This window comes from Amycolatopsis sp. NPDC039088 (genome assembly GCF_055598845.1).
This window is the reverse complement of sequence record NZ_JBVKAE010000005.1, coordinates 245,006-270,222: the sequence shown is the minus strand read 5'-3', so window position 1 is coordinate 270,222 and position 25,217 is coordinate 245,006. Positions and strand designations below refer to the sequence as shown.

Here is a 25,217-nt window from a genome sequence, read left to right as displayed (position 1 = left end):
CTTGTGTTTTTCTTTGTCGGCGTTTTGTGTTTTTTTTTTTTTTTTCTCCCCCCCCCCCCCCCCCCCCCCCCCCCCCCCCCACCACCCGGACCCACCGCCTCCGGTACTTGCGGTCTTGCTCGCGTGGAGTACGTGAAGGTCGAGTTTCCTCGGCTGGGTCTCGTGAGGGTCTTTCGAACGGGTGAGGGGAACTTTGAGGGACTCTGGGTCCCTCAAGGAGTCCTTCACGGACCGGCCGCTACGCCGAGCTCACCGGCCCACCCGCGCGAGCCCTAGGCCGAGTAACCCGGGATCGGGAAAGGCGAGAGGAATTCGCGGATCTCGGCGGCGATGGTGTCCAAAGCGGACTGTTCCTCGGCCGCCGCGGCGGTGATCGTGCGGTCGATCCAGTCCGCGACCTGCACCTGGTGCTCCGGCTTGAGCCCGCGGGTGGTGATCGCGGAGGTGCCGAGCCGGATGCCCGACGGGTCGAACGGCTTGCGCGGGTCGAACGGCACGGTGTTGTAGTTCAGTTCGATCCCGGCGCGGTCCAGCGCCTGCGCGGCGGGTTTGCCCGGCACGTTCTTGTTGGTCAGGTCGATCAGCAGCAGGTGGTTGTCGGTACCGCCGGACACGAGGTCGTACCCGCGTTCGGTCAGCGCCTCCGCCAGCGCCTTCGCGTTGGCCACGATCGCGTGGGCGTACTCGGCGAACTCCGGCTTCTGCGCCTCGCCGAGCGCCACCGCGATCGCCGCGGTCGTGTGGTTGTGCGGGCCGCCCTGCAGACCAGGGAACACGGCCTTGTCGACGGCCTTCGCGTGGTCGGCGTCGGAAAGGATCATCGCGCCACGCGGACCGCGGAGCGTCTTGTGCGTGGTCGTGGTGATGACCTGCGCGTGCCCGACCGGCGACGGGTGCGCGCCGCCCGCGACGAGCCCGGCGATATGCGCGATGTCGGCCACCAGGACGGCGTCGACCTCGCGGGCGATCTCCGCGAACGCCGGGAAGTCGATGGTGCGCGGGATCGCGGTACCGCCGGCGAAGATCAGCTTCGGCCGGTGCTGGAGCGCGAGTTCGCGCACCTGGTCGAGGTCGACACGGCCGGTCTCCTTGCGGACGCCGTAGCGGACCGGGGTGAACCACTTGCCGGTCGCGGACACGCTCCAGCCGTGCGTGAGGTGGCCGCCGTCCGGCAGCGCCATGCCGAGGACGGTGTCACCCGGCTGAGCGAAAGCGAGGTACACCGCGAGGTTCGCCGGGGAGCCGGAGTACGGCTGGACGTTGGCGTGGTCGACGCCGAAGACCGCCTTCGCGCGCTTGATGGCGAGGTTTTCGACCTGGTCGATGAGCTGCTGGCCCTCGTAGTACCGCTTGCCGGCGTAGCCCTCGGAGTACTTGTTGGTGAGGACGGTGCCGGTCGCCTCCAGCACCGCCTGGGAGACGTAGTTCTCGGACGCGATCAGGCGGATCTTGTCGTGCTGGCGTTTCGCCTCGTCCTCGACCAGTCCCGCGATCTGCGGGTCGGCGGCGGCGAGCGCGGAAAGTTCGGGCTGGTGTGTCATCGGACGTACTCCTGCCAGAGACGGCCGGACCCAGGCGCGCGGTACCGGCCTTGTCGTCGCTTCCCGGTGGTGCTCCACCTCAAATGGCGCCAGTCGCTGGTGCGCACAAGACTAGTGCACTTCGCTCGCGCGGGGCTCGGCGTGCGGCCGATGCCCGGCGCACCAACGGCGGCTGCAGCCCGCCGTGCGATCACAGAACGCCTGTGCGCAGACGGCGCAGCGTTTGATCCGCCGCCAGCCGCCGAACACGACCAGTTCGGCCAGCCCGGAAGCGGCCGCGACCAGGTCGCCGCAGCCCGGCCACGACGTCACCGGCACCACGCGCCAAGCGTTTCCGCTGTGGGAAAGTCGCGGCGCCGCCCCCGTCGCCGCCAGTATCCGGTTGAGCCGGTCCGCGGCCGCGTGTTCGTCGGGCAGCGCCGCCACCACCCCGGCGAGCCACGGATTTCCCTGTGCCAGCAGCCTTTCCGCGACCTCCAGTTCCGGGTCGAGGTCGCGGAAAGGCGGGACGATCACGTGCTTGCGCGTCACGGTTCTTCGATCGCGACGCCCATCGAGCGGGCGGTGCCCGCGATCGTGCGCATGGCCGCCTCGATGTCGCCGGTGTTGAGGTCCGGCAGTTTCCGCTCGGCGATCTCGCGCAGCTGTTCCTGGGTCAGCTTGCCGGCGACCTCGTGCCCCGGCCGGCCGGATCCCTTGCCGCCCAAGGCCTTCTTGATGAGGAACGACGCCGGCGGGGTCTTCAGCCGCAGTTCGAAGGAGCGGTCCTCGAACACCGACACGACCACCGGGACGATGTCTCCGCGCTGCGAGGCGGTCGCCGCGTCGTAGGCCTTCTTGACCTCGACGAGGTTCACGCCGGTCTGGCCGAGCGTCTTGCCGAGGTCGACCACCGGCGCGTTGCCCGCGGTCAGCTCGAGAGTCGCCTGGTGTGTCTTCTTCTTCGACTTCGGTGCCATGCGGCCGAAGCTAAGGTCTCCAGTTACTGGAGAGTCAATCGATCTGCTTGACGCTTTCCGCGTGCCTGCGTGCCAGCTCCTGGTAGATCGCCGCGTTGTGCTCGACCCAGCCGCGGGCGGTGCCGTCGAGCGGGACGTGCTTCTTCGCCGGGCTGCCCATGGCGACGGTCTCGGGCGGGATGATCATGCCGGGTGTCACCGTGGCGCCGGCCGCGACGAGCGCCTTCGCCCCGATCTGCGCCTTGTCGAGCACGGTCGAACCGTTGCCGATCAGCGCCTGCTCACCGATCGTGCAGTCGTGCACGAGGCACTGGTGCCCGACGGTGACGTTCTTGCCGACCTCGGTCACGCCGCCGTTGACGTGGATGACCGAGTTGTCCTGGATGTTGGCGCCCTCGCGGATGAGGATCCGCCCGAAGTCGGCGCGCAGGACGGCGCCGTACCAGACGGAAGCGCCCTTCTCGACGACGACGTCGCCGATCAGGGTGGCGGTGGGGGCGATCCACGCTTCGGGATCCACCTGGGGACGGTGTCCCTCGAATTCGAACATCGGCATGCCTCGCACCTTATGCCGAAAGTCCGTGAAGGCCTCCTTCCCTACCTTGAGAGTAGGGAAGGAGGCCTTCACGGAACGCTGAAGCGTCAGCCGATGGCGGTGTTCAGCAGGAGGTCCACGGCCTTGTCGTTACGCGTGGTCTCCCGGACGATCACCTCGTCGGGCGGGTAGAAGCCGGGGTTGGAACCCCGCGGGTACATCTCGAAGGTGAAGCTCAGGATCTTGTGCGTGCCCCACATCCAGTCGTCGATCGTCCCGTCCGTGATGTACAGGTCGCTCGACTGCTGCGGCGTGTAGCCGTTGGTCGCGGCCAGCTGCCTGCCCAGCGTCTGGAAACGCTGTGCCTCGGCCGCGGTCATCCCGGGCGCGGTGTCGTTGTAGGTGAAGCCGAACGGCCACAGGACGAGCTCCGAATAGGTGTGGAAGTCGATGCTCGCCTTGATCTGCTGGACGCCGCCGATCTTGCGCGAGTTCACGAAGTTGGACACCGCCTTGGTCTCCGGCGCGGAGAAGGCGGAGGGACCGCGGTAGGTCTCACTGGTCGTCGAGCCCGACGAACCGCCGCAGCAGCCCCAGTTGTAACCCCAGTTGCGGTTGGGGTCGGTGCCGTTGCCCTGCCGGTTCTTGCGCCAGTACTTGTAGCTGCCGCCGGAGATGTCGTACTCCGAGCCGTCCGGGTTGACGTTCGGGATCACGTAGATCTCGGTGCTGTCGACGAAGCGCTTGATCGCCGGGTCGGACGCGTAGCCCTGGGTGAACCGGTTCACGATCCGCAGGCACATCTCGGTCGTGAGGTGCTCGCGCGCGTGCTGGTTGCAGGTGAAGAGGACTTCGGGCTCGTTCTCGTCGGTCGCGACGTTGTCGCTGATCTTGAGCATGTTCAGCGCGCGGCCCTGATAGGAGTTGCCGACGCTGCTCAGCCGCGCGATCGAACCGTAGTTGGTCTGCGCGTTGCGCAGTTCCGTCGTGACCTCGGCGTAGTTGTGGAAACCGGAGTCCGACGGCGGGAAGTCGTTGATCGCGTTCGTGCTCACGCCGGGCGAACGGTCGACGACGCCGCGCTGCTCGACGCGGAAGCCGAGCGAGCGGACCTTCGCCGCGTCGGCCGCTTCGCCGATGAACGTCGTGGTGCCGCCCGCGGAGCCGAGGACGTCGACGCCCAGCCGGGAGATCTGCGTGCGCTGCTGCGCGGTGCCGGTCCCGAAGACCTCGTAGATCTGGACCTGCGCGTCTTCGGCCTGCTGGTCGGCGGTCGCCGGACTCGCGGCGACCGGGATGGTGAACGCCGCGACAGCCGCGATCGCCGCGGCCATGCACCGTCTTATGCGCATCGTCGTCTCCTAGCTTGGGGCAGGGGAAGGGAACCCCACCATGGCCGGAGCCGGACGGACCGAACAATCCGTAACGGTACGGATCTAATGCGTATTTCTAGCCGTAGTTCGCGAAGCAGAGCGCTTCGATGTCGCCGCGCAGTGCGGCGAACGGCCGCCGTCGGACGCGCTGCTGGACGATCGCGCCGAGCAGATAGGACAGCAGCGCCCTCGCCCGTGCCCGTGGGTCCTCCACGTCCAACGGCGCGAGCAGCTCCGCGAGCAGTTCGGTGATCGACGTCAGCATGACGTCGATGGCCTGCGGATGCTGCGCGCGGCCGGCGGCGATCCAGTACTCGAACCAGAGGAAGGCCGCGTTCGGGCGGCCGGAGAACTCGGCGAGGAACGCTTCCAGAACGGCGAAGAGCCGCTCATCCGGGTGATCGTGCTCCGCCGAGATTTTGCGCAAATCGGCCGTGAACGTTGTGATGTGCGCCGCCATCGCGCGGTCGATCAGGACGTCGATGTCCGCGAAGTAGTAATGAATCGCACTCTTCGTGAGCGGCCCGGCCTCCGCGATCGCGCGAACGGTGCAGCCGGCGAGCCCGTCCCTGGCCAGCACGATCCGCGCCGCTTCGACGATCTGTTCCTGTTTCTGCAGCTGATTGGGGGAAAGCCGCGGGCTGCGGCCGGGAACGGCGGTCACGAAGTTCCTTACACCAAGTAGTCAGGACACGGGCCCTGAAGCTTAGGGCAGCCGTCCTGGCCGATCACAGCGGGTGAAAAATCGAGGTGGCTCACGGCCGATCTGTAGCGGACAATGCGCGGCATGGTGACCACAGGGGACAACGGGTTCAGCCCGGCGGCACGCCGGCAGCTGGAAAAGGAACTCGCCGATCTGCGTACGCAGCGCGACGCGATGGCGCCGCTCGTCGGCGAACAGGAACGGACCGGCGACGCGGCCGATCAGGCGGAGGTGCTGGACCGCGCGGAGGCCGCCGCCTACCTCGACCGGCGCATCGCCGACGTCGCCGCGAAACTCGAGCACGGCGGGCGCAACAGCAAGGGCCTGCTTCCCGACGGCACCACCGTGACGCTCAGGTTCGCCGACGGCGACGAGGACGAGCTCCACATCGTCACGATCCCCGGCGAGGACGCCGACGCCGCCACGGTCACCTCGGACAGCCCCCTCGGCCTCGCGCTCGTGGGCGCCAAGGAGGGTGACGAGATCAAGTACCGGACGCCGCGCGGCGAGACCAGCGCCACCGTCGTCACCCTGAAGCCGCCTGCCTGACCTCGTTCGCGCGTGAAAGCCCCCTTCCCTCGGCTCCGGTTTTAGCTGACCAGCCGCGGGAAGGGGGCCTTTACGCGCTGGGACGGCAAAGCACCGGATTCGCCAGTTCGGCGCACGGCCGGTGCCCATGGGACCGGACGATGTCCTTGCCGACCTGGTTGGTCAGGTAGCGCAGGAAGCTCGCGACGAGCGAGTCCGCCTTCGGCTCGCCGAACGTGTACGCGTACTCGGTCTCCCAGAACGGGTAAGCCGCGTGGATCGCGCCCTCCAGGGTCGCCTGATGGCCGTCGATCCGGACCGGCAGCACGTCCTGGCGTTTCGTGGCCGCGCCCAGTTCGCTGTAGCCGAGCGCGCCCGGCACCCGCGAGATCGCGTCGAGGACGTCGTTGGTCGACGGCCTCGCGCAACGCACCACACCGGGCTGGGCGCCCGGCGCCTGTTTGAGGCAGTCGTCGGAGTTGTCGCCCGGTTCCCGCTTGCCCGCCAGGAGCCGGACCTCGAACGTCCGCCGCGTGCCGGAGTCGGAATGCCGGTCGACGAGCCGGACGGGCTGGTCCTTGCCGCCGATCTCCTTCCAGTTCGCGATCTTGCCGTCGTAGACGTCGTGGATCTGCGCGAGCGACAGGTCCTGGACGCCCGCTTCCTTGTTGATCACGAGCGTGAACAGCGAGAACGCGACCGGACGCGGCAGCAGCCGCGGGAAACCCTCGCCCTTGGCGCCGTCGGAGAACGCGAGCACGCCGTCGTTCGCGGCCTGGTTCAGGCTGCCGAGCCCCTCCGCGCTCCCCCGCGAGTCGAAGGTGAACGACGCGCCCGGACACGTCTTCGCGTACGAAGCCGTCGCCTCCTTCAGCACCGGCGCGAAGGCCGTCGATCCGGTGATCGTCAGCTTCCCGGACGCGCAGTCCAGCGGCGGCGGCTTGTCGTCGAAGACCAGCGAGCGGGTCAGCTGGAAGATGCTGACCACGACGAGGAAGCAGATCAGCGCGATCACCGAACCCGTCGGCCCGGTGCGGCTCTTGGTCTCGCGGAGGGTGCCGCCCTTGATCTCGCCGACGACCTGGGGATCGTCGAAGTCTTCGGTCGAGCCGTTCGGGATCCGGTCGAGCACGGCGAGGACCTTGTAGTGCGCGCCGCGGTTCAGCGGCACCCTCGGCAGGTCGATCACCCCCACCGGCCGTTCGGGGTTCTCGTCACGCGCGCCGAAACCGGAGTCGTCGCCGAAACATTCGTGCAGATGCGGTGAGCTGAGTTCGGTCACCACCATCCCGGCCACGGTGCGGCCGGGGAACTTCACGCGGACGCCGACGCGGTCGTTCTCGTTGACCGCGTAATCGTCGGTGTCGATGTCGGCGGTGCCGCTGTTCTCGATGCGCAGCAGCACGAACGACGGGTCGACGAGCCGCTCGCCGTTCTCGTGCTGCAACTGCGCCAGCGCGTCGGCCGTCGGCGCGAACCCGCGTTCGGATCCCGTCGGGGTGTCCATCTGCACGCGGTAGCCGAGCCGTTTGCGGCCGACGAGCACGAACTCCCATAGGAAAGCGACGGCCGGGACGGCGATCCCGACCACCGCGAGCAGGACGTCCCAGGGAAAGCCTTCCAAGACCAGCCTCCAGGTTCGGGAAATCGAACCTAAGGCTCATCCAGGCCGGGGACGGCCGACTTCAGCCAGTGTTCACCGGCCGTCCGCGAAGGCGTAGTCGTCGAGGTCGAAGAACCGGCTCGTCACCATCGTTTCCAGTGTCGGTGACGCCCGGAACGGCACGTCCCCGTTCGCGTCGAAGTAGTAGCTGTTGGCCAGCGAGCAGCTGTCCTGGAAGAACACCTGATGCTTGCGGCGGTCCAGCATGCTCTGGAAGTACCGGTCGTTGGCCTCGTTCGTGACCTCCACCCGCGTCGCGCCGGTCTTGCGGGCGTTGCGGAGGCACCGGACGATATGCGCGCTCTGTGTCTCGATCAGGTTGAAATACGAGGAACCGTTGTAGCCGTAGGGCCCGAGAATGGTGAAGAAGTTCGGGAACCCGGGGACGCTGACGCCCTGATAGGCCTGGAACCGGTTCTCCTCCCAGAACTTCTCCAGATCGGTGCCGCCCGAACCGCGCACGGTGAACGCGGGCATGTTGCCCTTCTCGAACACCTTGAACCCCGTCGCCAGCACAAGGACGTCGGCGGCGTGCTCGGTGCCGTCGACCGTGCGCACGCCGGTCTCGGTGATCGCGTCGATGCCCGTGGTCTCCAGCGTGACGTCGTCGCGGTTGAACGTCCGCAGGTAGTCGTTGGAGAAACTCGGCCGCTTGCAGCCCAGGGCATACCGCGGGGTGAGCTTCTCGCGGGTCACCGGGTCTTTCACCGCGCGGCGCAGATGCGCGCGCCCGATCCGCTCCCCCGCGCCCGCGGTCGGCAGGAGATTGTGGAAATGCGCGGCCAGCGGGAAGGTCAGTTCGACCAGCGCCTGGCTGGCCAAGCGGGACACCAGTTTCGCGCCGGGCAACCGCCGCAGCGCGAGCCGCGCGGGCCGGGGCAGGACGGCGTCGGGTTTGGGCAGACACCAGATCGGCGTCCGCTGGAACACCGTCAGATGGCCTGCTTCCGGCGCGATGGACGGGATGACCTGGACGGCCGAGGCCCCCGTGCCGACGACGGCGACGCGTTTGCCGCGCAGGTCGACGCCGTGGTCCCAGCGGGCGGTGTGCATGACCGTGCCGCGGAAGTCGGCGATGCCGTCGATGTCCGGCGGCTTCGGCTGGGTGAGCACGCCGGTGGCGCCGACGACGAACCGCGCCGTCATCGACCAGCCGTCGGCGGTTTCGAGGCGCCACAAGTGCGTTTCGTCGTCGAAGGTGGTGGCGACGACCTTCGATCCGAGACGGGTGCGGCGGCGGATGTCGTACTTGTCGACGCAGTAGTCGGCGTAGGCCTTCAGTTCACGGCCCGGCGCGTAGACCCGCGACCAGCCGGAGATCTGCTCGAACGAGAACTGGTAGCTGAACGACGGGATGTCGACGGCGACGCCGGGATAGGTGTTCCAGTGCCACGCGCCGCCGACGCCGTCACCCTCCTCCAGCATCAGGAAATCGCCGAATCCCGCCTTGTCGAGCAGGATCGCGGCACCGATACCGGAGAAGCCGCCGCCGATGATCGCGATCTCGTGGTCGGGCGTGGTCATGCGGGAAGTCCTTCCTTGGCGAACAGCGAACTCGCACCCACTACGACGACGTCCGCCTGATGCTCGATGCCCTCGGCGGTGCGGATCCCGTTGGCGACGAAGGCGTAGACCGGCCAGGTGATGAGCTTGCAGCCGGGCCGCTTGAGCGCGCCGTAGTAACCGAGACCCGAGGCCGTCCGTCGCGAACCGAAACGGCGGTCCGGCGTCAGCAGCCTGCGGATCCAGGGGTCTTTCACCTGCCAGCGCAGGAAAACGCGGGCGACGGCGATGCCGACGACGCTCGGGCCGGGTACCGGCATCGGCACCACCCAGTCCGGTTCCTCCTGGAACACCTTCACCGAAAGCGCGGTGGCCGCCACCTCGGGCACGATCTGCGCGGCCTCGCGGCCGGGTGCGATGACAGCGACCCGCTGGCCCGCGAAGTCGTGCCCGAACCATTCGGTGCCGCGCAACACCTCACCCCGGAACTCGCCCAAGGTCATGACGCGACCGGTTCGTGGGTGATCTCCTCGGTCCACGACTGCGGTTTGCCCAGCAGCCGCGCGGGGATCAGGCGGGTCACCTTCACCATCGGGTCGGCGAGCAGCCGGTGGTAGACGTGCGAACGGTCGACGATCATCGCCGCCTGCGCCTTGAGCACGTGATACGCCGGGATGCGTTTGGTGAACTCGCCCCGGCCGCCGATGGTGGAGAACCGCTTCACGGCGTTGTACAGCTTCTTCTCCGGCAGACCCATCGCGACGATGTTGTCCCGCATCTTGTTGATCAGCGGCACGAACACCACGATCAGGCCCAGCACGATCTGTGGTTTGAGCGAGCCGAGCGATTCGGTGAGCAGTTTGGTCGTCGAGCCGGCGCCGATCAGTTCCAGCACCTCGAAGTCGGCCGTGATGTGCCGCGACTCGTCCGAGTTGATATGCCGGAAAACCTGATGGCACACCGGATCGGAGACCTCTTCGAGCAGGAACTTCACCAGCGCGCCGTCCAGCGCACATTCCAGCAGCGGGATGAGCGTGGCCAGCGCCGTCAGCGGCAACGTGTCGCCGTAGTCGTCGAGGACCTTGATGGCGAGCTTGACGTTGATGTTCGGCTCGGGCATCGACCCGTGCTCGTCGAGCATGCCCCAGCGCTTCATCAGCGCCAGCTCGGCGTTGGCGTGTTTCTGTTCCTCCGCGTGGAAATAGCGGTAGATCTCCTGGATCACCGGTGTCGGCGCCTTCTTGGCCAGCGAGGCGAACCCGCGGGCACCGACGTGCTCGATCCACACCAGATCGGCCATGAACGGCCGCATCTTGGCGCGCAGTTCGTCGGTCATCGTCTCCGCGCCGGGCGCGTCCCAGTCGATGTCGGCCAGTGACCACTGCTTGTCCTTGATGGTCTGGAGCATCGCGTCGAAGTCGTAGGCCATCACTTCTCCTTTTCGGCGGGCAGGAACCGGCCGAGGAGACCGGCGATCCGCGTGTAGGGGACGGGCACGAACCGTTTGGCGTGCCAGAGAAGCTGAGCGTCGGGCTGCGGCACCACGTACAGGCGCCCGCGATCGTGGGCGTCGAGCGTCATCTTCGCGACCCGTTCGGGTGAGAACCCGACCAGATCGGAGACACGCTGCGCCAGGCCGCGTGCTCCGGCGTCGATGAGTTCACCGCCGAAGATGTTGGTGCGCACGAAAGTCGGGCACAGCACGGTGACCGCGACGCCGGTGCCGGACAGCTCCGCGGCCAGTGTCTCCGAAAGACTGACGACCCCGGCCTTGCTCACGTTGTAGGCGGCCATCCTCGGCGCGGCGGTGAAACCGGCGGCCGAGGCGACGTTGATGACGCCGCCCGCCTTCGCCGCCCGCATGGCGGGGACGAAGGTGTGGCAACCGTGGATCACGCCCCAGAGATTCACGCCCAGCGTCCGCTGCCAGTCGGACAGCGGACTCTCCCCTACGGGCTTGCCGCCTGCGCCGATCCCGGCGTTGTTGACGACGAGGTCCGGGTCGCGGCCGAGCCACGAGCGGGCCTGGTTCGCCAGCTCGGCTACGTCGTCCACAGTGGACACGTCACAGGCGACGGCGACCGCTTCGCCTTTGTTCTTGAGCATTCGCGCGGTTTCCTCGGCGGAAGCGAGGTCGATGTCGGCACACACGACACGGCTACCGCGCCGGACGAGTTCGGCCGCGATCGCCTTCCCGATGCCGCTGCCCGCTCCGGTGACGACGGCGTGCGCCCCGTGAGTCCGCTTCGTCACTATGCCGCCCTCTCGATCGCCGGGAGATTCTCGGTCAGGAACCGGCAAGCCCGGTCCATCGCGGGCCGCGCTTCCGGGACGAACCGGGTCAGCGCCTGGAAGACGTGCATCTGGCCGGGGACCACGTCCAGTTCGCAGTCCGCCCCCGCGCGGCGCAGTGCCCTGGCCAGTTCGATGGCGTCCGCGGCGAGCATTTCGAGACCGCCCGCCTGGATGAGCGTCGGTGGGAAACCCTTGATGTCGTCGAAGGCGAACCGCAGCCGCGTCGACGCGAGATCGGCGTCCACTGTGTACAGACCGACCAGCCGGGCCGCCGCGGCGGCGGAGATCATCGGGTCGCGCCGCATGCGTTCCCGCTCGGCGGCCAAGGAGAACGTCACGTCGAACAGCGGCGAGAACAACGCGAGCGCGGCGGGCGGCGCCTTGTGCTCCCGGATGAGCTGCGCGGCGAGGTCGACCGCGAGATGCCCGCCCGCGGAGTCGCCCGCGACGAGAATCCGTTCGTGGCCTTGTTCGACGAGCCGGTCGTAGGCCGCGCGGACGTCGTCGGCGGCGTTCGGGAACCGGTGCCGGGGCGCGAGGCGGTACTCGCAGGCGAAGACCGGCAACCCGGTGCCGGCGGAAACCCGCGTGGTCAGCCCGCGATGCGTACGGGCAGAACAGAGTGCGTAGCCACTGCCGTGGATGTAGAGGACCACGGCGTCGCCGTCGGTCACCTCGGGACCGCGGACCCACTCGCCCCGGATGCCGGGCTCGATCCGGCTGCCCTTCAGCGGTGGCGAAGCCAGCCACAAACTGCTCGCGATGAAAGCGCGGGAGAACACGATGCCCGCCCGGTTGGCCGGGATCGCGTTGGCGATCGGCCGCACGAAGGCGGACGTCAGCGTGGCGGCCAAACCGGGTCGCAGGCCATTCTGCGGTCGCATGCCCTCAGAATGAATCTGAGGGCACCTGCTGTCGAGATGGAGAGGTGACCACGTCCCGCCGCTACAGCGGCAAAACCGCCGACGAGCGCCGCGCCGAACGACGGCTCGCCCTGCTCGGCGCCGCATTGGACATCTGGCAGGAACAGGGCTGGGCGGCGGTCACGATGCGGGGCGTGTGCGCACGGGCGAACCTGACGGACCGGTACTTCTACGAGAGCTTCGCCAACCGCGACGAACTCCTCGCCACCGCGTGGGAAGAGGTCCGCGACGAAACACTGCGGATGGTCCTCGACGCCGTGGCCGCGCACATCGACAAGCCCGCGCTGGAACAACTCCGGGCAGCTCTCGACGTCGTCGTGCATCACGTCCAGGAGGAGCCGACCCGGGCGCAGATCCTGTTCGGCGACCACGCGGGCAGTGCGGTGCTGGAGCAACTGCGGCGGCAGACCGTCCAGGAGACCACCGGTCTGCTGATCGAACTGGCCCGGCCGCATCTGAAACCGGACGTGGACGGACTGGAGTTCCGGGTCAACGTCCTGCTGGGCATCGGCGGGTTCGTGGAGATCATGCTCGCGTGGCGCTCCGGCCTGCTCGACGCGGACGCGGACACGCTCGTCGAGCACCTCACCGGCGTCGGCACCTCGCTGTCGCGGATGTTCCTCAAGGGTGACACCAACGGGTGAACTTCCGTGCCCGGCGCGGAGCTGCCCCGGAAACGGATCAGGGCCTCATCCGGAGTGTTCCGAATGAGGCCCTGACCTGCGGAGCCGCCTAGGGGAATCGAACCCCTGACCTATTCATTACGAGTGAATCGCTCTGGCCGACTGAGCTAAGGCGGCGGACACCGGGCTCGCACCCGATGACGGAGACAAGTGTAGCGGAGGCTTGAACGTCACCTTCCAGGGCCACCGTCGTTAAGGTCCTATGACGCCGGTCTCAGTCCCCCAAGATCGGCCCATCCCCACTGGAGGACCTGTTCATGCGGCAACGACTGCCCCGTGTGCTGGCGCTTCCGGCCGCCGCGGCCCTGCTTCTGCTGACCGCGGCTCCGGCTATGGCCCAGGACATCCCGACCACGCCGATCCCCGATCCGGCCAACCCGGGACAGCCGCCGATGTCGGCGCCGATCGGGCCGCAGCCGCTCGGCAAGGCGGTCGGTGACGCGGGGGCGGCGCTCGGCGTTCTCCGGCTGCTGCCCAACGCCGTCCCGACGAGCGCGATCCTGCCCGGCGCGGACAAGCTCCTGCCGAAGCAGTCCGCGCTCGAAGCCGGGATGGGGCTTTCCAGCGCGCAGGCCAACTCCGAGGCCTACCTGAACTACGAGAAGTCGATCGCGCAGTCGTCGCCGTTCGGCCTGTCGGCCGCGGGCAACGCGCCGCAGACGCCGGGCAGCCTCGTGCAGACGGCGCTGCCGGACAACCCGAAGCCGATCAGCGGCGGCCTCAACGCGCCGAAGAACCCGCTGTTCAACCTCGGCCTGCTCAACGGCGAGGCGCACGCGCGCTGGAGCCCGACGCTCGGACCGTGCGTCGGCACGATCGCCGACTCGAGCACGTCGATCGCGAACCTCTCGCTGCTGCCGACCATCCCGAACCTCCCGGATGCCGGGCAGCTGACCCAGGCGAGCGATCAGCTCCAGGCCGGTCTCAAGGGACTTCCGGGTCCGCTGGCGAACCTCGGCGGCCTGCTTTCGGGGAACAGCGCCAGCGGTGACGGCAAGGGCGCGGTGCTGAGCCTGCCGAACACGCTGTCGTCGCGGTCGGTCGTGCGGCTGGTCGACATCCCCGGCTCGAAGAACAAGGCCGTCGAATCGACGTCGACCCTGCAGGCGGCCAACATCGAGCTGCTGAAGGGCACGCCGCTCGGCCTGACGATCAAGGTCGCCAGCCAGCCGACGCTGCGGGTCACCTCGACCGGCGACAAGAAGACGTCGAAGGTCGAGTACACCGCTCCGGTGCTGCAGATCATGCGTGGCGACAAGGCTCTGTTCACCCTCGACGCGGCCAACCCGACGAAAGACGTCCCGATCGGCATCCCGCTGCCGTCGCTCAAGCAGGTCCCCGGCTTCGAACAGCTGAAGAACGTGCCGGTCGTCGGCGGGCTCGCCGAGCTGGTGAACGGTGCCACGAAGCAGCTTCCGGGCGGTGAGGCCGGGAACGGGCTCACCCTCGACCTCGGGGTGCTGAAGCTGTCGATCGCCGGGCTGAACCAGAAGTCGAGCGACATGACGTCGCCGTTCAAGGGTTTCCAGATGGGCGCCTCCGCGCGGCTGCTGGACCTGCAGATCCTGCCGACCACCGCGCTGCAGAAGGCGCTGCCGCCGGATGCCGCGAAGAAGCTGCCTTCGTCGCTGGCCCAGGTCTCGCTCGGTGAGCAGATCGCCAGGGCGTACGCGCCGGCAGGCGGCGTCGAGTGCGGCACGGCGACTCCGCCGCCCGCGGGCAACAACGGTGGCGCGGCGCCGAAGGGCCCGGTCAAGAACCTGGCCTACACCAACGCCGCCTACGACACGGTGCCGATGTTCTGGACGGGTACCGCGATGCTGCTGCTCGGTGTGGTCCTGGTGGCCGCGATGCCGGGACGGCGTCGGCTTGTGCCGGTTCGCGTTTCGCCTTCGCCGAAGGACGATCCGGACTTCAAGCCTTCGCCGCGACCGCGCACCTAGACGGGGCGAGGAGGGTGATGAACGGTCCTTTCGCGCCTTGCCCCCGCGTGGAAGGTCCGTTCGTACCGGCCTCGGCTTCCCTTCGCTGACGCGCGTGTCATGAGGGGTCCCCATAGGACACTTTTCGTCCTATGGGGACCCCTCATGACGTTCCCGGGTACCACCCATTGACGTTCCCTGGGTACGGCTCGACCCCGAATCCGTTCACTTACCCACAGCACTTGTCCACAACCACCCCAACCTGTGGACAACTCCCACTACCAGCCCTTTCCACCCCGCACCCCCGGTAAACTGGACTCGGGGTCGCCCCCCTGGGACGGGCGGGGGCTGGGGTAGGCGCGTACGGAAGAGGAGCCCGGGTCAGCCTTGGCGCAGGGTGGTGACCATGGCTTCGACGGCGATTCGCGGTTTCACGTTCAGGTCGATGGCCTCACGGCATTCCAGGACGGCTTCGAGCCGGCGCAGGATCGAGTCCGGCGCCCAGGCGGAGGCGGCCTGGGCGATTTCCGACGCGTGGTCGGGGTGGTTCAGCGTCGCGTTCGCGCCGCTCGCGGTCACGAGCACGTCCCGGTAGAACGCGGCGAGGTCCACCAGCGCGAGGTCGAGGGTGTCCCGCTGGGTCCGGGTCGCCCGCGACTTCTGGCGCTTCTCGAGTTGCTTCACCGCGGCCTCGGCGGCCCGCTTCGCTCCGGCGACACCCTTTCCGATGCCGTCACCGCCCATCGCGGTGCGGATTTCGGAACGCTCCGCTTCGTCCCGGACCTTGCTCTCTTCGCCCGCGTCGGCCTCGGCCGCGCTGATGAGCTGGTCGGCGCAGGTGAACACATCGGCCGGACGGCGCAGGCCCAGCGGGATCCGCAGCACCGTCGCCCGCCGCTGCCGGGCAGCTTCATCGGTCGCGAGCCGCCGTGCGCGGCCGACGTGTCCACTTGAGACGGCCGCGGCCCACTGCGCGCGTTCGGGATCGATGCCGTCCCGTTCCACCAGCACCTGCGCGATCGCTTCGGGCGGCGGCGTCCGCAGGGTGACAAGGCGACACCGGGAACGGATCGTCACCGAGACGTCTTCCGGGTGATCGGAAGGCGCGCACAGCAGAAAAACCGTGCGGTCCGGAGGCTCCTCGACGGCCTTCAGCAACGCGTTCGACGCGCCTTCGGTCAGCCTGTCGGCGTCCTCGATGATCACAACCTGCCACCTCCCGGTGGTCGGGCGGCGGGCGGCTGCCTGTACCAGCGCACGCATTTCGGCGACGGAGATCGAGAGGCCCTCAGGCGCGACGAGCTTGACGTCGGCGTGGGTGCCGGCGAGCACGGTGCGGCAGCCGGGGCATTCCCCGCATCCCGTGCCGGTACTGCACTGCAACGCCGCCGCGAAAACCCTGGCGGCGGTCGAACGTCCCGATCCGGGCGGTCCGGTGACCAGCCACGCGTGGGTCATCGCGCCGGGCGCGACAGGCTGGTTCTCGATGATCCGCGCGGCCGCCGTCGACGCCGACGAAAGGATGCGCGCGGCGGGATCCTGGCCGACGAGCTGCTTCCAGACACCGATCAGCGCAGGGGATTCCGTCATCTCACCTCGACCTTTTCCTCCGCCGGGACGAGCCCGGCGAGTTTGCCGACGAACACCGCCCGGACGGCGGCGCGCACTCGCTCGCACACTTCGTCCTCGGTGCCGTCCGCGTCGACCACCACGTACCGGTCCGGGTCGGCGGCGGCCATCTCCGAGAGCAGATGCTGCACCCGCCACTGCGCGTCCAGCGCCTCCGACTTCCGCATCACCGTGCCGGGATCGGCGTCGAGCAGAACGGTGATATCGGGCCGCAGCCTGCCGGTCGCCCAGTCGGCGAGGCCTTCGAGTTCCTGACTGTCCAGCCCGGCGACCGCGGACAGATGGGCCAGCGGCGAATCCACGAAGCGTTCCATGACGACGACGGAACCGGCGTCGAGCGCGGGCTGGATGTCCCGTTCGACGATGTCCGCGCGCACCGCGGCCGCCGCGAGCGCCTGCGCCCGCGCACCGGACAGCGAAGCGCCGGAGACGAGCTTCGCGAGCCGCTGGTCGTCCAACGCGGGGTCGGCGGCCAGCACGACGGGACGCGTACCCGCGCGCAGCCATTCGGCCAGCCGCGCGGCCTGCGTCTCGGTGTTGATGGCCCTGGTGCCTTCGAGCGCGATCAGCAGCCCGTTCACGCGGCGGGGGCTGCGGCGCAGGGCGTTGCGGAGATCGGCGAGGATCGGCTCGGCACGCCTGTCGTCCATCTGCCGGTAGGCGATGATGCCGGCGAGCAGGGCGAGGACACCGCCGCCGACCATCACCGGCCGCGTGCCGTCGATCGTGATCGTGCCGCCCCACAGGGTGAGCTCGGTCTGCTGGACCGCGCTGATCAGCACCGGAACCAGGATCGTCGCGCCGAACAGCACGATCTTCATCAACGACTGGTAGATCGCGTTGATCCGGCCGCGGATGGAGTCCTCGATCCGCGAACCGATGATCGTGACACCGGTCAGGAACGCTGTCCCGGCCCAGACACCGACGGCGGCCACAGCGACCAGCGAAACGGCGAGGTGCGGCGACAACGCGACGACGATGAGGCACAGACCAGCCGCGACGATCGAGATGCCGAACAGCCGATCGTGAGCGAGCCGTCGAGCGAGCTTCGGCGCCACGGCCATCCCGGTGGCGAGCCCGAGGAAGACGGCGAGCACGAGAAGGTTGAACGCCGCGTCACCGGCGAGCAGGCTGGACGAGTACGGCTTTGCCGAACCGATCACCGCGCCACCGGCGGCGAACGCGCCGAAAGCGCCGATCATCAACCCGCGCACCAGCGGCGTCGTCCGCACGAACCGGGCGCCGTCGGAGATCATCTGGCGGAAGCCGAACTTCTCCTCGTCGGCGGACTTGACCTTGGGTTTCTCGACCGCGTGGACATTGCGCAGCGAAAGTTCGGGGATCCGGGTGGCGATCACGATCGCGCTGGTGAGGTACAGCAGCCCGGTGATGACGACGGCCACCTTCGCGATACCGAGCTGGGCGTCGCCGTCGAAGAAGTGGAACGTGGTGTTACTACCGGTGAGCAGGGCGTTCGCCCCGGCCGCGGTGACCACCGCGAGGCCGTAGGTCATCACCATGCCGAGCTGGTTGGCTGTCTCGACCTGGTCCGGGCGGCGCAGCAGGTTCGGCACCGCCGCGTCCTTCGACGGGATCCACATCATCGAGCAGCAGCCGACCAGGAAGTTGCCGACGAACACCCACCACGGCGTACCGACGAACGCGATCGACAGCAGGAACCCGCACCGGCCGAGGTCGCAGAGCACCATCACCTTGCGACGGTCGAACCGGTCGGCCAGCAACCCGCCGAGCGGGGCGAACAGCAGACCGGGCAGCAGCGACGTCAGCACGACACCGACGAACGCGAAGTTCTGCGCGGCGTAGTTGGTGGTCAGCTTGGTGACCAGACTGGTCAGTGTCAGCAGGTTCAGCCAGTCCGCGACGCTGCACAGATAGGTGACACCCCAGAGACGGCGGAACGGCTTGATCGCCAGCACCCGCCGCACGCGGTGCATGGTGGAAGAATCACGGCCCGCCGAACCACTCGTGCCCGCTTCGGGCACCGATTGCACGCCCTCGCTGATACGCCCACCCCACTAGTCACGCGGCGCCGAGGCGTGACCCGGGTGTACGCCGAGTCCCCCGACCGTATTGGCCAGGGTATCCCGATGGATGAGGTGAGGACGGACGGGCCCGTCCGGCGCTACCGCCGGACGGGTTACCCGAAGATCCCCGCGATGCTGTTGAACAGGCTGGCCAGCAGCTGAATGGCGAGGATCGCGAAGACGATCATGAGCGCGATCGCGATCATCACACCGGTGGTATTCGACGACGGCTTGCCGAGCCTCGGAAGCTGCATCGAACGCTTGGCACGCCGTACTTCGACCTCGGCCTCTTCGTCGACCTCGACCGGATCTTCCTGCTTCAGACGGCGAGGCTGCCGAAGCAGCTGCGGCGGCCTCGTGGGCCACGTGCGCTGCTGGGGCAGGATCCCGATCGGCGTAGCACCTTGCTCACCGACCGTGCTGATGATCCTGGGAGACGGAAGAAGGGCGGACTGCTCCGCGCCCGGCGTCCGGGCGGGCTGATCTTCCGCCAGCATGGCCGCGTTGACCATCCGGGTCACGTATTCGGGGTCGGGCTCGACCGGCCCGGGGACCGGCAGATGAACTTCGTCGGCGACGGCCGAAGAGTCCAGCTGGCCCGCCGTACCGGTCGTGACCAGCCCGGACACCGGGTCGGCGAACTTGTCGCCCGGAGGATCTGCCTGAGTGCCGTCGCCTTTCACGAAGTCGGGGGCATCGAAGAAGGGTGTATCGCCCTTCCCGCTCATGGTGACCACCTCACTACGGAATGTCCTCTGCTTCAAGGGTAACCACCTCGGCCCGGCGCACATCCGCCCAATGGGCCAGATAAATGTCACGCGCGGCGAGGCTGATCTTCACATCCTCCAGCAAAGGTTCGAAGAAAGAACGCCGGTACCGAGCATCTGTCGCGGTTGATGCGGCGAAGTACAAACCGGAGAAAACGGCAAGGAAAAGCGACACATTGATGAGCGCGGAACTCACCGGAAGGGGGACACCCAGCAGTGTTCCGGGTGCCGATTGGCGGCCGGCGAACGCCGTCACGACCTCCGGCTGGAGGATCAGCACCCCGAACACGACGAAGAAGGCGAACACCAGCACCCCGAACGCCACGATCTGCACCGCCTGGGCAAGGAACAGCACCAGGGCGATGTTGAGCCGCTCCACCCTCGACAGGGCACGCCGTCCCGGCGTCGGGGTGTCATCGTCGTCGAAGGGCGTCCCGCGCAGGACGGTCGCCCCGGGCTCCACGGTCCAGGACTTCAGCTCCTTGATCTCGTCGGACAGCATCGACGCCAGGAACACCGCGCCGATCAGGACGAGGAAGCCGGCCACCAGCCACAGCCGCCCCGGGCTCAGCCGTTCCACGGCCTGCCACAGCTCGGCGGTGAAAAAGCTGAACATCACCACCAGCAGGAGCAGCGGCAACGCCCGCGACGCCAGCGTGCCGATCGCCCGGACCTGGGCGACCGCGCTCTCCGCCGCCCAGCTCAATATCGAGCCGATCCCGGTCCGTACCAGCAGCATCAGCACGACCAGGGCGACGATGTTGGTGAGCACGGCCCTCCACAGCGGGTCGTCCCACGACACCAGCCCGGTGAGCCGCTCCCCGAGTGGCAGCAGCGCCATCCAGAACAAGAAGGTCGCCGCCATCACCGCCAAGCGGACCCGCGTGCGTCTCAGCACCCGGAGCAACTTCGCCATCAGACGGCCGCCGACCAATGGCAGGACGAGCACGGCGAGCGCCAGTGTCAGCGCGCCGAGGACATAGACGAGCCCGCTGTCACGCATGCGGGCCTCGATCACTTCCGCGGGGACGTCGAGCAGCTTCAGCAACCCGGCCAGGAGCAGGTCGAGCAGGCACAGGAACACCACTCCGGGCGTCGAGCGGCGCAACATGCCCGATCCGCGCCTTCGCCGGTGGATGACCATCGGCAGCCCTCGCCGCCGGAACCACGCGTCGGCCGCCCGCCGGTCCAGGTCCATCGCCGTCCCCCTCGTCCGTCAACGCCCAAAGGCGGCTACGTCCGGCTCAAGTCCACCGCCTCGTGCAGCCAGCCCGCCAGTGCCCGGCGGTCCATTCCACCGAACATGAGCCATCCTTCGGAAGGGGCTACGTACAAAACGAACCTCCCCAAATCGTTGTCGATGATCACGAACCCGTAATCCGGGTACTCGGCGTTCAGCCCGCCGAAGGCGACCAGGTCGAGGATCGCCGTCCCGGTCCGCGGACGGCTCACCATCTCGGCGACCAGGCCGATCTCTTCTTCCTGGCCCGGCAGCGGCACGCCGTGCTCGTCGATGCGGACGCGCAGCGGGGCGCTCTCACCGGCGGGAACGTGGGGGAGCCCGCCGAAGACCCGGGCACCCAGTTCGCCGAAGTCGCTGAGGCTGAACGTGGTCCGCCGCCCGGACCGCATCCGCCACACGACCGCCTGGTGCCCGTCTCCGTAGCAATCGACCCGCACCGCACGGGGAGCAGAGGCGAAGACGCCGGTGAGGACGCCGCGCACCGAACCCCGCAGCATCACGCCGTGCAGCTGGACCGCGGCGGGATGGATCTCGCCGTTCTCCATCAGCCCGGCCTCTTCGAGCATCGCCGCCTTGGCCGCGTATCGCTCCGCCTGCGTGACCAGATCCGCCGGCTCGTCATAGGACGGGCACAGGCGGCGGATCTCGTCGTCGGTGACCTCGGGGTCGTAGCCCAGGTACACGCTCCGGCGCTCGGGCACCGCGCGCAGCACCGGCTCGGCGGCACGCTTCATCAGTTCCCGCACCGTCGTCGGCTCACGCATGGTTCTGCACCGCCTTCACGATCCACTGTTCGGCCATCGACCGGGTGGCCGGGCCCCAGGTGAGCGTCCATCGACCGGCGCCGTCCATCGCCGCGCTGAACTGGTAGCGGCCGCGGTCGTTGTCGACCAGACCGAAGGCGCCGTGCGGGTATTCGGCGAGGATGGCGTCCCGCACCGCGAGGTCGACCAGGACCGTGCCGTGACGGGGCCGCGAAGCACCCTCACGGATCACCCCGAGCGCCTCGCGGGCCTGTGCCGGGATCAACCCGCCCGTGTCCGTCTCGATGCGCACCGTCTCGCCGGCGCCCGGCGGATGGTCCGGCAGCCCGTCGAACACCCAGCCCGGCAGCGCGCTGAGGAAACCGGACCGCAGCCGCGCTCGCCTGCCGAGCTTGTTCAGCACCGTCGTGTAGTCCTCGTCGCCGAAGAACCGGACCTCCCACGGGTCCCGGCGCGACGGGAAGACCCCGGTGACCACACCGCGGATGAACCCGCCGCGAAGCGCGCGATACAGCCCGACGGCCTCGGGCGTGACCTCCCCGCCGGGGGCCAGTCCGATCGCCGTCATCCCGCTCACGAAGCGGGTGTACTGCTCCACCTCCTCGGCGAGGGTGAGCCCCGGAACCGGCTCCTCGTCGGCCAGTACCGGTGGCACGGAAAGGTCCGGATCGTAGAACTCCATCACCGAGGGACGCTCCGGAACCTCGGCGGCCAGCGGGGCGATGACCTCGTCGATGACGTCAAAGACGGAAGTCGTTGAAGAACCGGTCGTTGAAGTGCTCACCTGACCATTGAACACCCTGGTACCGACAATTTTTAGAACTTTTGTTCGAACGGGTGAGGTCGGTCGGCGAGCGGTCGGCGAGCGGTATCAAGGGACCTTTGCTATCGCTTCCCGCCCCGCCCGCCTCACCTCGCGCCGAACGTCATGAGGGGTCCCCGTGGGACGAAATTCGTCCGATGGGGACCCCTCATGAAACTTGGGCCGAGCTTGAGCGCGCTACTTCGTCTTCGTGGCCGTAGAGCGCGAAGCGGGCTTCTTCGCCGCGGTCGACTTCGCAGCCGCAGTCTTCGTCGTCGACGTCTTGGTCGCGGTGGTCTTCTTCGCCGCGGCCGTCTTGGTGGCCGTCGTCTTCGACGCGGCGGGCTTGCGCGCCGGAGCCTTGCGCTTCGGCGCCGGCCCCTTCGCACGCTTCTCCGCCAGCAGTTCGGCACCGCGCTCGGCGGTCAGCTCCTCGATGCTGTCCGACTTCCGCAACGTCGCGTTGTACTCGCCATCGGTCACGTACGGACCGAAACGGCCGTCCTTGACCACCATCGGCTTACCGGACACCGGGTCGTCGCCCAGCTCCTTCAGCGGCGGCTTCGCGGTCGCGGAGCGGCCACGCTGCTTCGGCTCCGAGTAGATCTTCAGCGCCTCTTCGAGCGTGATCGAGAACAGCTGGTCCTCGGTCGTGAGGGAACGCGAGTCCGTGCCCTTCTTCAGGTACGGCCCGTAGCGCCCGTTCTGCGCGGTGATCTCGTCGCCGGACTCCGGGTCCTTGCCGACCACACGCGGCAGCGAGAGCAGCTTCAGCGCGTCTTCGAGGGTCATCGTCTCGATCGACATCGACTTGAACAGCGAACCCGTACGCGGCTTCGGCTGCTTCGCCTTCGCGGCCTTCTTCTGCGCGGCGGTCGCGTTCTCGGGCAGCGGCTCCGGCTCCGGCAGGAGCTCGGTGACGTACGGGCCGAAGCGGCCTTCCTTCGCCACGATCTCGTGCCCGCTGACCGGATCCGTGCCGAGCACGCGGCCTTCCTGCGGCGTCGCGAACAGCTTCTCCGCGACCTCCGGGGTCAGCTCGTCCGGCGGCAGCTCCTCGGGCAGGTTCGCCCGCTGCGACGTCCCGTCGACCTCACGCTCGAGGTACGGGCCGTAGCGGCCGACACGCACGACGACGGTGTGACCGTCGGCGTCGCTGAACAGCGGGATCGAGTTGATCTCGCGGGCGTCGATGTCCTCGACACCGGAACCGACCAGCTTCTTCAGCCCGCCGAGGCGGCCCACGGAGCCGTCGACACCCATGTCGCCGCCGAAGTAGAACTTCGACAGCCATTGCGTCCGGTGCTCGTCACCGGCGGCGATGCGGTCGAGTTCGTCCTCCATGCCGGCGGTGAAGTCGTAGTCGACCAGCCGCTCGAAATGCCGCTCCATCAGGCCGATCACGGCGAACGCGACCCAGGAGGGCACCAGCGCGGAACCCTTTTTCCACACGTAGCCGCGGTCCTGGATGGTCTTGATGATCGACGCGTACGTCGACGGGCGGCCGATGCCCAGCTCTTCGAGCTTGCTGACCAGGCTCGGCTCCGAATAGCGCGCCGGGGGCGACGTGGTGTGCCCGTCCGGGCTCAGCTCGGTCGCGGTCAGCGCCTGGTCCTTGACCAGCCGCGGGAGACGGCTCTGCTTGTCGTCGGCCTCGCCACCGCTCTCGGTGTCGACGGCCTCGACGTACGCCTTGAGGAACCCGGCGAAGGTGATCGTGCGGCCCGACGAGGCGAACGTGACTTCCTCACCACTGGTGGCGGTACCGACGATGCGCACCGACATCGTGGTGCCCTTCGCGTCCGCCATCTGCGACGCGATCGTGCGCTGCCAGATCATCTCGTAAAGGCGGTACTCGTCGGTGTCCAGATCCTTCGCGACCTGGCCCGGCGTGCGGAAGACCTCCCCCGAGGGACGGATCGCCTCGTGGGCTTCCTGCGCGTTCTTCACCTTGCGGGTGTACTGGCGCGGCGACGGCGAGACGTATTCCTTGCCGTACAGCTGCGTCGCCTGGCTGCGCGCCGCCGAGATCGCCGACTCCGACAGCGTCGTGGAGTCGGTACGCATATAAGTGATGTACCCGTTCTCGTACAGCTTCTGCGCGATCCGCATGGTGCGCTCGGAGGTGAACCGCAGTTTGCGGCCCGCCTCCTGCTGCAGGGTCGAGGTCATGAAGGGCGCGTACGGCTTCCGCGTGTACGGCTTCTCTTCGACGCTCGCGACCTTGAAGTCGCGGTTCTTCAGCGCCTCGGCCAGCCGGACGGCGTCGGCCTCGGCGAGCACGCGGATCTCGTTGTTCGAAGCCTTCAGCTGCCCGTCGGACCCGAAGTCGCGGCCCGTGGCCAGCCGTGCGCCGTCGACGGCGATCATCCTGGCCGGGAAGTTCCGGGGCGACGCCTCGGCACCGGCGTCCATCGTCGCGGAGATGTCCCAGTACGACGCCGAGGTGAAGCGCATGCGCTCGCGTTCCCGCTCGACCACGATGCGGGTCGCCACGGACTGCACGCGGCCCGCCGAAAGCTTCGGCATGACCTTCTTCCACAGCACGGGCGAGACCTCGTAGCCGTAGAGACGGTCCAGGATGCGCCGGGTCTCTTGCGCGTCGACCAGGTCGCCGTCGAGTTCACGGGTGCTGTTGGCCGCGGCACGGATCGCCTGCTCGGTGACCTCGTGGAAGACCATCCGGCGGACCGGGACCTTCGGCTTGAGAGTCTCCAGCAGATGCCACGCGATGGCTTCGCCCTCGCGGTCGGGGTCCGTGGCGAGGTAGAGCTCGTCGACGTCCTTCAACAAGCCCTTCAGCTCGGTGACCTTGGACTTCTTGTCCGGGGTGACGACGTAGAGCGCCTTGAAGTCGTTGTCGACGTCGACACCCAGCCGCGCCCACGACTCGCCCTTGTACTGGGCCGGCACGTCGGCCGCGCCGCGGGGAAGGTCACGGATGTGCCCGACGGAGGACTCCACGACGTAGTTCGCGCCGAGGTACGGGGCGATCTTGCGGGCCTTGGTCGGCGACTCGACGATCACCAGCCGACGGCGCCCCGCGCCATCGTCCGACGCCGCGGTCTTCTTCGTCCGTGCTCCTGCCACGCTGTCCTGCTCTCCGCTCATCTTCGGCGCCTTCGCGCCGCCTCTCGACCCGTCAGTGTGCACGCTCGCACCACCCGGACCACGTCTAGGTGGGGCAACACGCCGCCGATCGTGTGTCCAGCGCATCGCCGCTGACCTCGTCGATGTTTCCTTTCAACACCTAGCACGTGATGTCGGACACGTCCGCCTGGGGTACCGCGTGACGGGGTGAACACCCTCCGTTCGACGGTGGTGGCTTCCCCTCCGCCA

At 68.3% G+C, this 25,217-nt stretch carries 22 protein-coding genes and 1 tRNA gene; 3 read left to right on the top strand and 20 right to left on the bottom strand.

What is annotated here, in order from left to right; all coding sequences use genetic code 11:
* Nucleotides 1-272: 272 nt before the first annotated feature.
* From ACZ7KI_RS09160 to ACZ7KI_RS09135, 6 genes are all read right to left on the bottom strand, one after another.
* Entirely contained in the window at nucleotides 273-1,541 is a 1,269-nt protein-coding gene (locus tag ACZ7KI_RS09160; RefSeq protein ID WP_470272635.1) for a serine hydroxymethyltransferase, read from the bottom strand.
* Nucleotides 1,542-1,652: 111 nt separating this feature from the next.
* Entirely contained in the window at nucleotides 1,653-2,072 is a 420-nt protein-coding gene (locus tag ACZ7KI_RS09155) for a CGNR zinc finger domain-containing protein (RefSeq protein ID WP_470272634.1), read from the bottom strand.
* A complete protein-coding gene (rplK, locus tag ACZ7KI_RS09150; protein WP_470272633.1) occupies nucleotides 2,069-2,500 on the bottom strand; it encodes a 50S ribosomal protein L11 in 432 nt (143 codons plus the stop codon). Before rplK ends, ACZ7KI_RS09155 begins: the two co-directional genes overlap by 4 nt.
* A 34-nt stretch (nucleotides 2,501-2,534) precedes the next feature.
* A complete protein-coding gene (locus ACZ7KI_RS09145; RefSeq protein ID WP_037318393.1) occupies nucleotides 2,535-3,056 on the bottom strand; it encodes a gamma carbonic anhydrase family protein in 522 nt (173 codons plus the stop codon).
* Between the two features lie 86 nt (nucleotides 3,057-3,142).
* On the bottom strand, nucleotides 3,143-4,369 hold the full coding sequence (locus ACZ7KI_RS09140) for a M14 family metallopeptidase (RefSeq protein ID WP_470272667.1): 1,227 nt from the start codon (nucleotides 4,367-4,369) through the stop codon (nucleotides 3,143-3,145).
* 115 nt (nucleotides 4,370-4,484) lie between these two features.
* Nucleotides 4,485-5,072: a TetR/AcrR family transcriptional regulator gene (locus tag ACZ7KI_RS09135; protein WP_470272632.1), complete on the bottom strand. Its 588-nt coding sequence runs from the start codon at nucleotides 5,070-5,072 to the stop codon at nucleotides 4,485-4,487.
* Nucleotides 5,073-5,195: 123 nt separating this feature from the next.
* Here ACZ7KI_RS09135 and ACZ7KI_RS09130 point away from each other — a divergent pair, with 123 nt between their 5' ends.
* Nucleotides 5,196-5,660: a GreA/GreB family elongation factor gene (locus tag ACZ7KI_RS09130; protein ID WP_470272631.1), complete on the top strand. Its 465-nt coding sequence runs from the start codon at nucleotides 5,196-5,198 to the stop codon at nucleotides 5,658-5,660.
* A gap of 70 nt (nucleotides 5,661-5,730) precedes the next feature.
* Here ACZ7KI_RS09130 and ACZ7KI_RS09125 read toward each other — a convergent pair whose 3' ends face one another.
* The 6 genes from ACZ7KI_RS09125 to ACZ7KI_RS09100 all read right to left on the bottom strand — a co-directional run bounded on the left by ACZ7KI_RS09125 (nucleotide 5,731) and on the right by ACZ7KI_RS09100 (nucleotide 11,984).
* A complete protein-coding gene (locus ACZ7KI_RS09125) occupies nucleotides 5,731-7,263 on the bottom strand; it encodes a PstS family phosphate ABC transporter substrate-binding protein (RefSeq protein WP_470272630.1) in 1,533 nt (510 codons plus the stop codon).
* A 72-nt stretch (nucleotides 7,264-7,335) separates the two neighbouring features.
* Nucleotides 7,336-8,826 (bottom strand): flavin-containing monooxygenase, encoded by a 1,491-nt coding sequence (locus ACZ7KI_RS09120; protein ID WP_470272629.1) that lies wholly within the window; start codon nucleotides 8,824-8,826, stop codon nucleotides 7,336-7,338.
* Complete coding sequence (locus ACZ7KI_RS09115) at nucleotides 8,823-9,308, bottom strand: NAD(P)/FAD-dependent oxidoreductase (RefSeq protein WP_470272628.1); 486 nt, start codon at nucleotides 9,306-9,308, stop codon at nucleotides 8,823-8,825. Before ACZ7KI_RS09115 ends, ACZ7KI_RS09120 begins: the two co-directional genes overlap by 4 nt.
* Entirely contained in the window at nucleotides 9,305-10,234 is a 930-nt protein-coding gene (locus ACZ7KI_RS09110) for a ferritin-like domain-containing protein (protein ID WP_465506269.1), read from the bottom strand. Before ACZ7KI_RS09110 ends, ACZ7KI_RS09115 begins: the two co-directional genes overlap by 4 nt.
* Nucleotides 10,234-11,058 carry an SDR family NAD(P)-dependent oxidoreductase gene (locus ACZ7KI_RS09105; protein WP_470272627.1) on the bottom strand — a complete coding sequence of 275 codons (825 nt, stop codon included), beginning with the start codon at nucleotides 11,056-11,058 and terminating at the stop codon, nucleotides 10,234-10,236. The genes ACZ7KI_RS09110 and ACZ7KI_RS09105 overlap by 1 nt, the downstream gene beginning before the upstream one ends.
* Entirely contained in the window at nucleotides 11,058-11,984 is a 927-nt protein-coding gene (locus tag ACZ7KI_RS09100; protein WP_470272626.1) for an alpha/beta hydrolase, read from the bottom strand. Before ACZ7KI_RS09100 ends, ACZ7KI_RS09105 begins: the two co-directional genes overlap by 1 nt.
* A 44-nt stretch (nucleotides 11,985-12,028) precedes the next feature.
* Here ACZ7KI_RS09100 and ACZ7KI_RS09095 point away from each other — a divergent pair, with 44 nt between their 5' ends.
* Nucleotides 12,029-12,667: a TetR/AcrR family transcriptional regulator gene (locus ACZ7KI_RS09095; RefSeq protein ID WP_470272625.1), complete on the top strand. Its 639-nt coding sequence runs from the start codon at nucleotides 12,029-12,031 to the stop codon at nucleotides 12,665-12,667.
* A gap of 82 nt (nucleotides 12,668-12,749) precedes the next feature.
* On the opposite strand, the gene ACZ7KI_RS09090 is transcribed toward ACZ7KI_RS09095, so the two are convergent.
* Nucleotides 12,750-12,823, bottom strand: a tRNA-Thr gene (locus tag ACZ7KI_RS09090).
* 140 nt (nucleotides 12,824-12,963) lie between these two features.
* Here ACZ7KI_RS09090 and ACZ7KI_RS09085 point away from each other — a divergent pair.
* Nucleotides 12,964-14,649 carry a hypothetical protein gene (locus ACZ7KI_RS09085; protein WP_470272624.1) on the top strand — a complete coding sequence of 562 codons (1,686 nt, stop codon included), beginning with the start codon at nucleotides 12,964-12,966 and terminating at the stop codon, nucleotides 14,647-14,649.
* 360 nt (nucleotides 14,650-15,009) lie between these two features.
* Here ACZ7KI_RS09085 and ACZ7KI_RS09080 read toward each other — a convergent pair whose 3' ends face one another.
* From ACZ7KI_RS09080 to topA, 7 genes are all read right to left on the bottom strand, one after another.
* The gene (locus ACZ7KI_RS09080; RefSeq protein ID WP_470272623.1) at nucleotides 15,010-16,218 is read right to left on the bottom strand and encodes a DNA polymerase III subunit delta'; all 1,209 of its coding nucleotides are present in this window, start codon (nucleotides 16,216-16,218) and stop codon (nucleotides 15,010-15,012) included.
* On the bottom strand, nucleotides 16,215-18,269 hold the full coding sequence (locus ACZ7KI_RS09075; RefSeq protein WP_470272622.1) for a bifunctional MFS transporter/dTMP kinase: 2,055 nt from the start codon (nucleotides 18,267-18,269) through the stop codon (nucleotides 16,215-16,217). Before ACZ7KI_RS09075 ends, ACZ7KI_RS09080 begins: the two co-directional genes overlap by 4 nt.
* 146 nt (nucleotides 18,270-18,415) lie before the next feature.
* Complete coding sequence (locus tag ACZ7KI_RS09070; RefSeq protein ID WP_470272621.1) at nucleotides 18,416-19,030, bottom strand: hypothetical protein; 615 nt, start codon at nucleotides 19,028-19,030, stop codon at nucleotides 18,416-18,418.
* Nucleotides 19,031-19,043: 13 nt separating this feature from the next.
* A complete protein-coding gene (locus ACZ7KI_RS09065) occupies nucleotides 19,044-20,267 on the bottom strand; it encodes a hypothetical protein (RefSeq protein ID WP_470272620.1) in 1,224 nt (407 codons plus the stop codon).
* A gap of 35 nt (nucleotides 20,268-20,302) precedes the next feature.
* Nucleotides 20,303-21,076: an ESX secretion-associated protein EspG gene (locus tag ACZ7KI_RS09060; RefSeq protein WP_470272619.1), complete on the bottom strand. Its 774-nt coding sequence runs from the start codon at nucleotides 21,074-21,076 to the stop codon at nucleotides 20,303-20,305.
* Nucleotides 21,069-21,875, bottom strand: a complete 807-nt coding sequence (locus ACZ7KI_RS09055; RefSeq protein WP_470272618.1) for an ESX secretion-associated protein EspG — start codon at nucleotides 21,873-21,875, stop codon at nucleotides 21,069-21,071. Before ACZ7KI_RS09055 ends, ACZ7KI_RS09060 begins: the two co-directional genes overlap by 8 nt.
* A gap of 201 nt (nucleotides 21,876-22,076) precedes the next feature.
* A complete protein-coding gene (gene topA / locus ACZ7KI_RS09050) occupies nucleotides 22,077-24,989 on the bottom strand; it encodes a type I DNA topoisomerase (RefSeq protein ID WP_470272617.1) in 2,913 nt (970 codons plus the stop codon).
* Nucleotides 24,990-25,217: the final 228 nt, after the last annotated feature.

Coding starts and splice junctions, on each gene's coding strand:
- ACZ7KI_RS09160 (WP_470272635.1), bottom strand. CDS start 1,541: ATGACACACCAGCCCGAACTTTCCGCGCTCGCCGCCGCCGACCCGCAG.
- rplK (WP_470272633.1), bottom strand. CDS start 2,500: ATGGCACCGAAGTCGAAGAAGAAGACACACCAGGCGACTCTCGAGCTG.
- ACZ7KI_RS09145 (WP_037318393.1), bottom strand. CDS start 3,056: ATGCCGATGTTCGAATTCGAGGGACACCGTCCCCAGGTGGATCCCGAA.
- ACZ7KI_RS09140 (WP_470272667.1), bottom strand. CDS start 4,369: ATGGCCGCGGCGATCGCGGCTGTCGCGGCGTTCACCATCCCGGTCGCC.
- ACZ7KI_RS09130 (WP_470272631.1), top strand. CDS start 5,196: ATGGTGACCACAGGGGACAACGGGTTCAGCCCGGCGGCACGCCGGCAG.
- ACZ7KI_RS09120 (WP_470272629.1), bottom strand. CDS start 8,826: ATGACCACGCCCGACCACGAGATCGCGATCATCGGCGGCGGCTTCTCC.
- ACZ7KI_RS09115 (WP_470272628.1), bottom strand. CDS start 9,308: ATGACCTTGGGCGAGTTCCGGGGTGAGGTGTTGCGCGGCACCGAATGG.
- ACZ7KI_RS09110 (WP_465506269.1), bottom strand. CDS start 10,234: ATGGCCTACGACTTCGACGCGATGCTCCAGACCATCAAGGACAAGCAG.
- ACZ7KI_RS09100 (WP_470272626.1), bottom strand. CDS start 11,984: ATGCGACCGCAGAATGGCCTGCGACCCGGTTTGGCCGCCACGCTGACG.
- ACZ7KI_RS09085 (WP_470272624.1), top strand. CDS start 12,964: ATGCGGCAACGACTGCCCCGTGTGCTGGCGCTTCCGGCCGCCGCGGCC.
- ACZ7KI_RS09080 (WP_470272623.1), bottom strand. CDS start 16,218: ATGACGGAATCCCCTGCGCTGATCGGTGTCTGGAAGCAGCTCGTCGGC.
- ACZ7KI_RS09070 (WP_470272621.1), bottom strand. CDS start 19,030: ATGAGCGGGAAGGGCGATACACCCTTCTTCGATGCCCCCGACTTCGTG.
- ACZ7KI_RS09065 (WP_470272620.1), bottom strand. CDS start 20,267: ATGGACCTGGACCGGCGGGCGGCCGACGCGTGGTTCCGGCGGCGAGGG.
- ACZ7KI_RS09060 (WP_470272619.1), bottom strand. CDS start 21,076: ATGCGTGAGCCGACGACGGTGCGGGAACTGATGAAGCGTGCCGCCGAG.
- topA (WP_470272617.1), bottom strand. CDS start 24,989: ATGAGCGGAGAGCAGGACAGCGTGGCAGGAGCACGGACGAAGAAGACC.